We start from the raw sequence: 7089 nt of genomic DNA, 5'->3' as shown, positions 1-7089 counted from the left end.
AAAAAAAAGCCGTTTTGTATGTAACGCACACCTTCAAATCCCGTGACTTTTACCAATCACCCAACTGCGGCGAAAAATCCTAGCCAGAGTCGATTCTTCCAAAGCAAAATAGATAGGTCTGCCGTGGGGACAAGTGCGCGGATTGCGAGTTTGTTGCCATTCATTCAACAAATTTTGCATTTGCAAAAGACTCAAAGAAGTGCCGTTGCGAATAGCGCTGCGACAAGCAGTAGCAACTTGAGCAGCTTGCAAATCTGCGACTTTACTGAGTTCAAAAAGCGCCGCCGCACAGTCATCTCGATCGGCTAACAATTCAGGCACTTCTCGCGCCGCCCATAGCTGTTCGCCAAATATTTCTACCTCCAAACCCAAGCGGGATAAATTCTCAATTTGCAGCGCCGATAATTGACTGAGAATTACTGGTTTTTCGAGATGTTTTAGCTGCCAAGCGGCACACAATTTCTCGTACAAAACGCGCTCGTGAGCGATGTGTTGTTCTATCAACCACATTCCGCTGGAATGTTCCGCCACAATGTAAGTATTGTGAACTTGTGCGATCGCCCTCAGTTCCATCAATCCTATTTTAGGATTTTTTGGATCTTCGCCGCCTTCATCGTTTGGCCGATCGCCAATTCCTACACTGTAAGCACTTTTTTGTTCCGACGCCTTCAGCAATTGTCCCACGCGATCGGGAATATGTGGCGCTGGCAAAACTTCATCATTCAAGTGCAAAGCCCGATCGATTGCCGCGCTAACTTGGGCTTGCCAAAAACTCGGATCGTGCAGATAAATTTCCGCTTTAGCCGGGTGGCGGTTCCAGTCGATTTCTGAGGGGGAGATTTGCAGGTGAACAAAACACAGAGGATAGCGATCGCGCGGACAAGTACGGGCGAAGGCGCTGAGAATAGTTTGCTCTAATTCGGGCGATCGCACAACCCGCCGGTTCACCGCCACCTTCACCCAATCCGGCCGCCTGCGGTGACAGCGATCGGGCAAACCAATTACTAACTCCAGAGACTGGGAATTGGGAATTTGGAATTGGGCATCGGGCATTGGGAATTGGTAACTCGCCCCTGTTTTTGACAAAAATAATTGCGCCTGTGCGAAACTATCTGGCAATTTATTCTTTTCAGGAACTGAAGGCAAATCTAACTTTAAATATTGCAAATCGCTTGCTCGCACGCCGCGCACAAATTGAGGTAAAATTTGTTCCGCCCTACTGCTAGGAGTGACGTAGAAACAAGCAGTATTTCCTTGACGCAACTGCCAATTAACCTGGGGGTGACAAATAGCAATTTGCTGAATGATTGATTGGATCGATCGCATTTGCTGTGCCGGAGTCAAAAAAGTGCGGCGCACAGGCCAATTGCCAAACAAATCAGACACAGTGACTACCGTACCAGGGGCGATCGCCACTGTTTCCACCTCCACAGCAACGCCCGTCCTGCTGTAAACCACCCGCCAGCCCGATCGAGCATTTTCAACTGCTTCCTTCTTAAACGATGAATTGGCGGGGTTTGGTGCGGTGTCTCGATTTTTCCAAAAATCGCCCAATCCCAAATCGTTCGATCGGCTCAAAACCTCCAAACAGCCCAACTGAGCCAAACTGTGCAAAGCTTCCCCGCGAAATCCCAAAGTAGCAATTTTGTAAAGGTCTGCTTCCGTGGTAATTTTGCTCGTACTGTGAGGCGAAGCCGCCTGCTGCAAATTTTCCAGATCCATCCCCGTACCGTTATCTGCAACTTGCACCCGCCACTGTTCGGGCCAGACAGACACAACGATGCGAGTTGCGCCAGCATCCAGAGAATTTTCAACTAATTCTCGTACCGCAGCGGCGATCGAGTCAATCACTTCGCCGGCGGCAATTAAATTGATAACTTCTGCGGGTAAGGTTTGAATAGTAACTGGCATCAGATTTTTAGCATTTCGTTAATTAAATTCTACTTGATTTTGCTACTCGCTACACATTATATTTCACGAAAATTGAGAAAATCCAGATATCTGTCGGCCACTTAAATTTGCTCCGATTCTACAATGTTGATTGGCAATCGGATGTAAAAAGTTGTCCCTCTTTCATTGTCCGATTCATAGGTTATTTTTCCTTTGTGAGCATCAACAATCGACTTAGCAATCGCCGTTCCCAAACCAGTACCAGTCCGCTTCCCGTAGGTCACAAACGGTTCAAATAACTTGTCTTTAATTGATGAGGGAATGCCGGGCCCGTTATCGTAAATACTAATTTCTGCCCACTCCTCGGTTTGTGTCACAATAATCTCAACTCGCCCGCCGCGCCCGCCAAAAGCTTCAACAGCATTCCCAACTAAATTTTGCAAAACGCGCAAAATCTTATTATCGTCCGCTTCCACTATTACTTCTGTTACCCGCAGCACTAAATCTACTTTTGCCGCATCAAAATAAACTCTGTTCAATTTTTCAAACTGCTGCAACGTCTGGATTAAATTGATTGGTTTTTTACTTAATGTAGAGTTACCGCGCGAAAATTCTAATACTTCTTCAGCCATCCCCAACATTCGCTGAACTTGTAATTGAATAAGTTCGCACCACTCCTGAGTTTCCTCATCGGGGTGCATTTCTTTGAGCATTTCGCTGGAGAGTTTAATTCCTGTAAAAGGACTTTTGAAATCGTGAATGATTGTACTCACCATTTCTCCGACTAATACCATTTTTTGTTTGTGGACGAACTGGCTAACATATTGATCTGTAGTATCGCGCAGGTTTTTAATAATGAAATTAAACATTTGCAGGACGGAACTGCCTTGAGCCAACTCTAGAGTTGCTATTAGTTCTTGGCGACCTATTTTTGCCAAAGTCGAGCCGCCAAATGCCACAGCTCTAGCACTGCGAGGCTCTCCGTCTAAAACTCCGAGTTCGCCAAAAAAATCGTCTGGCTTAGCGATAGCAATAGCTTGATATTTATTATTTTCAATCCGCTTGCTAAACTCGACTGCACCTGCTAAAACTAGATAGAAAAAATCGGCGGCTTCTCCTTCGTCAAAAACTAGCGTTTCCTCAGCAAAACTCTCCAATACAGCTATTTGACACAGGTGAGCAGCTTGCAGAGGTTCAAAATAAGAGATAAATCGATGAGATGCCAGATCCATGAGATAGTACCTAATGCTTAATTTAAACAGTTTATTTTTTCTATTTTCGCCGATCGGCATCGATGGGTTGATAAAAGACAATACTGCTTGAATCTGGCTCTATGTTCTGGCATCCCTGGCCGGGAAAGGGCGATCGCCGGAATGCAGAGCCAGACTCAGACAGCAGCAGCAATCTCGCGCAAATTCTTAGCTAATTGACTAAAATCCATAAATATGGTAATATTTTTGAGCTTTTCATTAGATGTGCGATCGAGTTCTGCAGCAGGCATTACAAGATTTTAACTTTAGAGAGAGCGCACAATTTAAATGTCGATCGACTGGCATTGCCAAAAATTAACGATCGCCAGATAAGACGATCGCAGCATTCTGCCCGCCAAAGCCAAAACTCAAACAAATCGCATTTCTCACCAGAGTCGATCGCCTGCAGCGAACAAAATCTAATTCAAACCCCGGTTTTTTCAGGCCGGTGCAAGGCGGCAACATCCCATCTCGAATACTCATCAAACAAAAAGCCGCGCCCAAGGCTCCCGAAGCTCCCAAAGTATGAGCAGTAGCCCCCTTAGTCGAACTAACAGCAACTCCAGGGCGAAACAATTTTTGAATTAACAGTGCTTCCTGTCGATCGTTTAAATCAGTTGCAGTACCGTGAGCGTGAACAAAATCGATATCAACGGCTGCTAAATTGCTGCGTTTCAAACATTGATTTACCGCCGCGATCGCACTTTCCCCCCCGATATCCGGTGCAATAGCATAACAAGCATCATTTGTCAAGCCAAAACCCGAAACTCGCCCGTAAATTTTAGCACCGCGACGGCTTGCCAGCTCGGCGGATTCTAATACAAATAAAGCCCCGCCTTCACCGAGCACCAAGCCTTCCCGATGTTGGTCAAACGGATAGCAGCCAGTGTCGGCCAAAGCACCCATCCGGTTAAATCCAGCCACAGTCAGCGGTGTAATCGGCGCTTCCACAGCACCTGCGATCGCCCGCTGACACTCACCAGTGCGGATCAAATCAACAGCGCGGGCGATCGACTGCAAGCCCGTCGCACAAGCAGCCATCGGCGCCAGCACAGGCCCCGTCGAGCCGATTGCCCTCGCCGCCGCGATCGCCCCCATGTGAGGCAAAAAATCCACGAATTGAGCATCGGGCATTGGGAATTGGGCATTGGGAATTGGGAATTGGGCATTGGGCATTGGGAATTGGGAATTGGGCATCGGGAATTCCCTTCCTTCTTGCTTCTTTCCTCTTAGCAACATTTCTAAATTTGCCTGAAATCCTCGACTCGATCCGATCGCAATTCCGCAATCGCGCAAAGGCAAAGTCAAATTAGCATCTTGCAAAGCCTCTGCTAAAACAGGCAGAATTAAACTTATTAAATCAGCAGGTTTTGTACCAACCAAAGCCAAAACTCGCGGTTCAACTTCTAAAAAAGGTTGATGTATCTCAATTCCCGACTCACCAGCCAACAGTCTTTTCCAGCTATTTTTCAGATTCCCCAAAGCTGAAAGCAGACCAATTCCAGTAACAACAACATCCATTTTTGTACTTAGCCGTAATGGAGCATCTCAGTTGGGTTTATGTAGTGTCCTCCGAAGTTCGCCTCCTTCTATAGCTCGCTTTTCAAGGACAGCAATACAACAAAAAATGCTTTATGTAAAAATGAAATGCTCCCACCTTAAATCATCAGTCACCAGTTTGTCAGTCAATCCTTCATCCTTAATGACTCATGACCAATGACCGATGACCGATGACTAATGACTAATCATATCGTTTCCGGTTGCATCGGAATAATAAAATAGAGTCAACAGTCAACAGTCAACAGTCAACAGTCATGTATGAGTACAACCGGAATTGATATGACCAATGACCAATGACTAATGACTAATGACTAATGACTAATGACTAATGACTAATGACTACCTTCAGCTACCAGGTTTAAAATTTTCCAAACCCTGAGTAACAGTAGCCTTCTCAATCCGATCGCCCGCTTCAATCTTATCAACCACATCCATCCCTTCCTTCACGTACCCAAAAACCGCATAGCTACCGTCCAAAAACGGTACATCGGTCAAAGTAAAGTAAAACTGAGAAGAAGCCGAATCAGGACTTTGCGATCGGGCCATCGCCACAGCCCCGCGAGTGTGCATCAACACAGGTTTTTCAGCAACCCCAGCTTGTTCTAGCGTTTTGCTGTAAGTCGGACTCGGAGCACCTTTAGCTTTAATTTCCAGAGGAATCCTGCGTTCTGCAGATGTTTTCGGGTCAATAAAACCCCCAGTTCCCAGCCGCGCCGTAGGGAATTTAGGGTCTTTACCCTGCGGGTCGCCGCCCTGAACTACAAAAGGCTGAGGTTCCCGCACGACTCGGTGAAATACCAGCCCGTCGTAGACACCTTTCTGAACCAAATCGACAAAATTGCCCGCAGTAATTGGCGCATTTGTGCCGTCAACTTCGATCGTAATTGGAGCACCTTTGACCATCATCACCACCGTTGCTTTTCCTTCCAAACGCGGCAAATTGCTAAATTGCGAACTCACCGCCACAGCATTAGAAGGAGACGGAGGTGGAGTCAAAGAAATGCTTTCACCAGACACCGGATTCGGTGTCGGAGTGGAGTTAGCCTGCGGGGAACTACCGCATCCCCCGACAAACAGCGCACCAATTATTAAAAGTGAGAACAACCACCGCTGAATTTTGATTTGCATTTGCATTTGCATTTGTATTTTCACTTTCATTTTCCTTCAACCGGGTAAGGTGTACGGCGACGCGCACCCTAGATTTATCGACTTGGTGCGTCGCCGTCCAACCTACTAAACATTACCAATTCTGCGATCGACAATCCCCAATTCCCAATCTCTAAATTTCGAGATTTATCGATTTGGTGCGCCCAAGCGCACCCTACAAGACATTACGAATTCTGCCATCGAAAATGCCCAATTCCCAATCTCTAAATTCCGAGATTTCTCGATTTGGTGCGCCCAAGCGCACCCTACAAGACGACAAGACATTAACAATCGAAAATCGAAAATATCTACAGTCCTTCTAGGGGAACTTGCAAAAATCGAGCTAATTCCGCAGCTTGATTTTCCACATCAGACAAAGCAATCGGCTGTCCGACTCTAGTTAGGGGAAACTGACGGCGGTCTTTCAGCTTGAGATAAATGCTGCGGCGGGGACTGAGACCTTCTTTAATGTCCACCCGCACAGATTGCACGTCGGATGTTTTGCAAGTAAAATCAAGTTTGCGGTTTTTGCCGGGAAATCCCCAGCGAAAGATCCGAATGTTACCAGTTTTGCGATCGAACTCATTGTATCCGCCGCCGACATCCCACAGAACAGTCAGCCACAGGTAAAGTGCCAACAGCACGCCGCAGACACCGTAGAAACCCATCGCAATGCCTTGGGGGATAAAAATGAGCTCAGTCGGGTCAGCAAAAGGCAGCAGGTTGACGTGCAAGTAGCTCGAAAGGCCCGAAAGCAGGAAACCAGTCCCTCCAATGGTGACAATCGTCGCCCACCAGTAATTGCTGAAGCGGCGGGAACCCAAAACCTCGTAGCGGAGGATAGAATCGATCGAGGTCGTTGCTTTTGCAGTCATAAGATTAAACAGCCTTAAAGCCAAATTTTAATTCAACTAGCCTACCTCACTCGCACTTCCTTGGCGCGACTGGCTCCTCAACCACCCTTAACTGCGGCGGCGAAAAGCGAGTCAGTTGGCTTGGAAGTACCTCAAATTTCTCGCTTGTGGAACCGATCGCGACTGGGGGAGTACGCATCTAGTGGGGGAATTCTGGTCTTTTAGTTGAAATTTTATCAACTTATAATATATAGTTATGTTAACTTTAATTAGAAACCTTGGTCTTTTAACAAGCAAGAGGATTTTATAACTATGACAATCGCAGTCGGACGCGCCCAGACCGAAAGAGGCATCTTTGATGTACTCGACGACTGGCTCAAGCGCGATCG

Annotated in this window: 5 protein-coding genes; all 5 read right to left on the bottom strand. The window is 46.7% G+C overall.

The features are described from left to right. Positions 1-33 precede the first annotated feature (33 nt). A complete protein-coding gene (mutL, locus tag QUA97_RS17695; protein WP_333195383.1) occupies positions 34-1911 on the bottom strand; it encodes a DNA mismatch repair endonuclease MutL in 1878 nt (625 codons plus the stop codon). A 101-nt stretch (positions 1912-2012) separates the two neighbouring features. Further along, positions 2013-3122 carry an ATP-binding protein gene (locus QUA97_RS17690; RefSeq protein WP_333195381.1) on the bottom strand — a complete coding sequence of 370 codons (1110 nt, stop codon included), beginning with the start codon at positions 3120-3122 and terminating at the stop codon, positions 2013-2015. Positions 3123-3455: 333 nt separating this feature from the next. Continuing rightward, positions 3456-4661 carry a beta-ketoacyl-ACP synthase gene (locus QUA97_RS17685; RefSeq protein WP_333195379.1) on the bottom strand — a complete coding sequence of 402 codons (1206 nt, stop codon included), beginning with the start codon at positions 4659-4661 and terminating at the stop codon, positions 3456-3458. Between the two features lie 384 nt (positions 4662-5045). Further along, positions 5046-5834, bottom strand: a complete 789-nt coding sequence (locus QUA97_RS17680; protein WP_442922537.1) for a peptidylprolyl isomerase — start codon at positions 5832-5834, stop codon at positions 5046-5048. Between the two features lie 320 nt (positions 5835-6154). After that, a complete protein-coding gene (locus QUA97_RS17675) occupies positions 6155-6721 on the bottom strand; it encodes a photosystem I assembly protein Ycf4 (protein WP_194012996.1) in 567 nt (188 codons plus the stop codon). Positions 6722-7089 lie beyond the last annotated feature (368 nt).

Origin of the sequence: Microcoleus sp. CZ3-B2 (assembly GCF_036705055.1) — a bacterium.
Taxonomy (GTDB): domain Bacteria; phylum Cyanobacteriota; class Cyanobacteriia; order Cyanobacteriales; family Microcoleaceae; genus Microcoleus.
Note: the sequence above shows the minus strand (reverse complement) of the source record. Positions and strands in the feature narration are given on the sequence as shown.

Coding starts and splice junctions, on each gene's coding strand:
- mutL (WP_333195383.1), bottom strand. CDS start 1,911: ATGCCAGTTACTATTCAAACCTTACCCGCAGAAGTTATCAATTTAATT.
- QUA97_RS17690 (WP_333195381.1), bottom strand. CDS start 3,122: ATGGATCTGGCATCTCATCGATTTATCTCTTATTTTGAACCTCTGCAA.
- QUA97_RS17685 (WP_333195379.1), bottom strand. CDS start 4,661: ATGGATGTTGTTGTTACTGGAATTGGTCTGCTTTCAGCTTTGGGGAAT.
- QUA97_RS17680 (WP_442922537.1), bottom strand. CDS start 5,834: ATGCAAATGCAAATCAAAATTCAGCGGTGGTTGTTCTCACTTTTAATA.
- QUA97_RS17675 (WP_194012996.1), bottom strand. CDS start 6,721: ATGACTGCAAAAGCAACGACCTCGATCGATTCTATCCTCCGCTACGAG.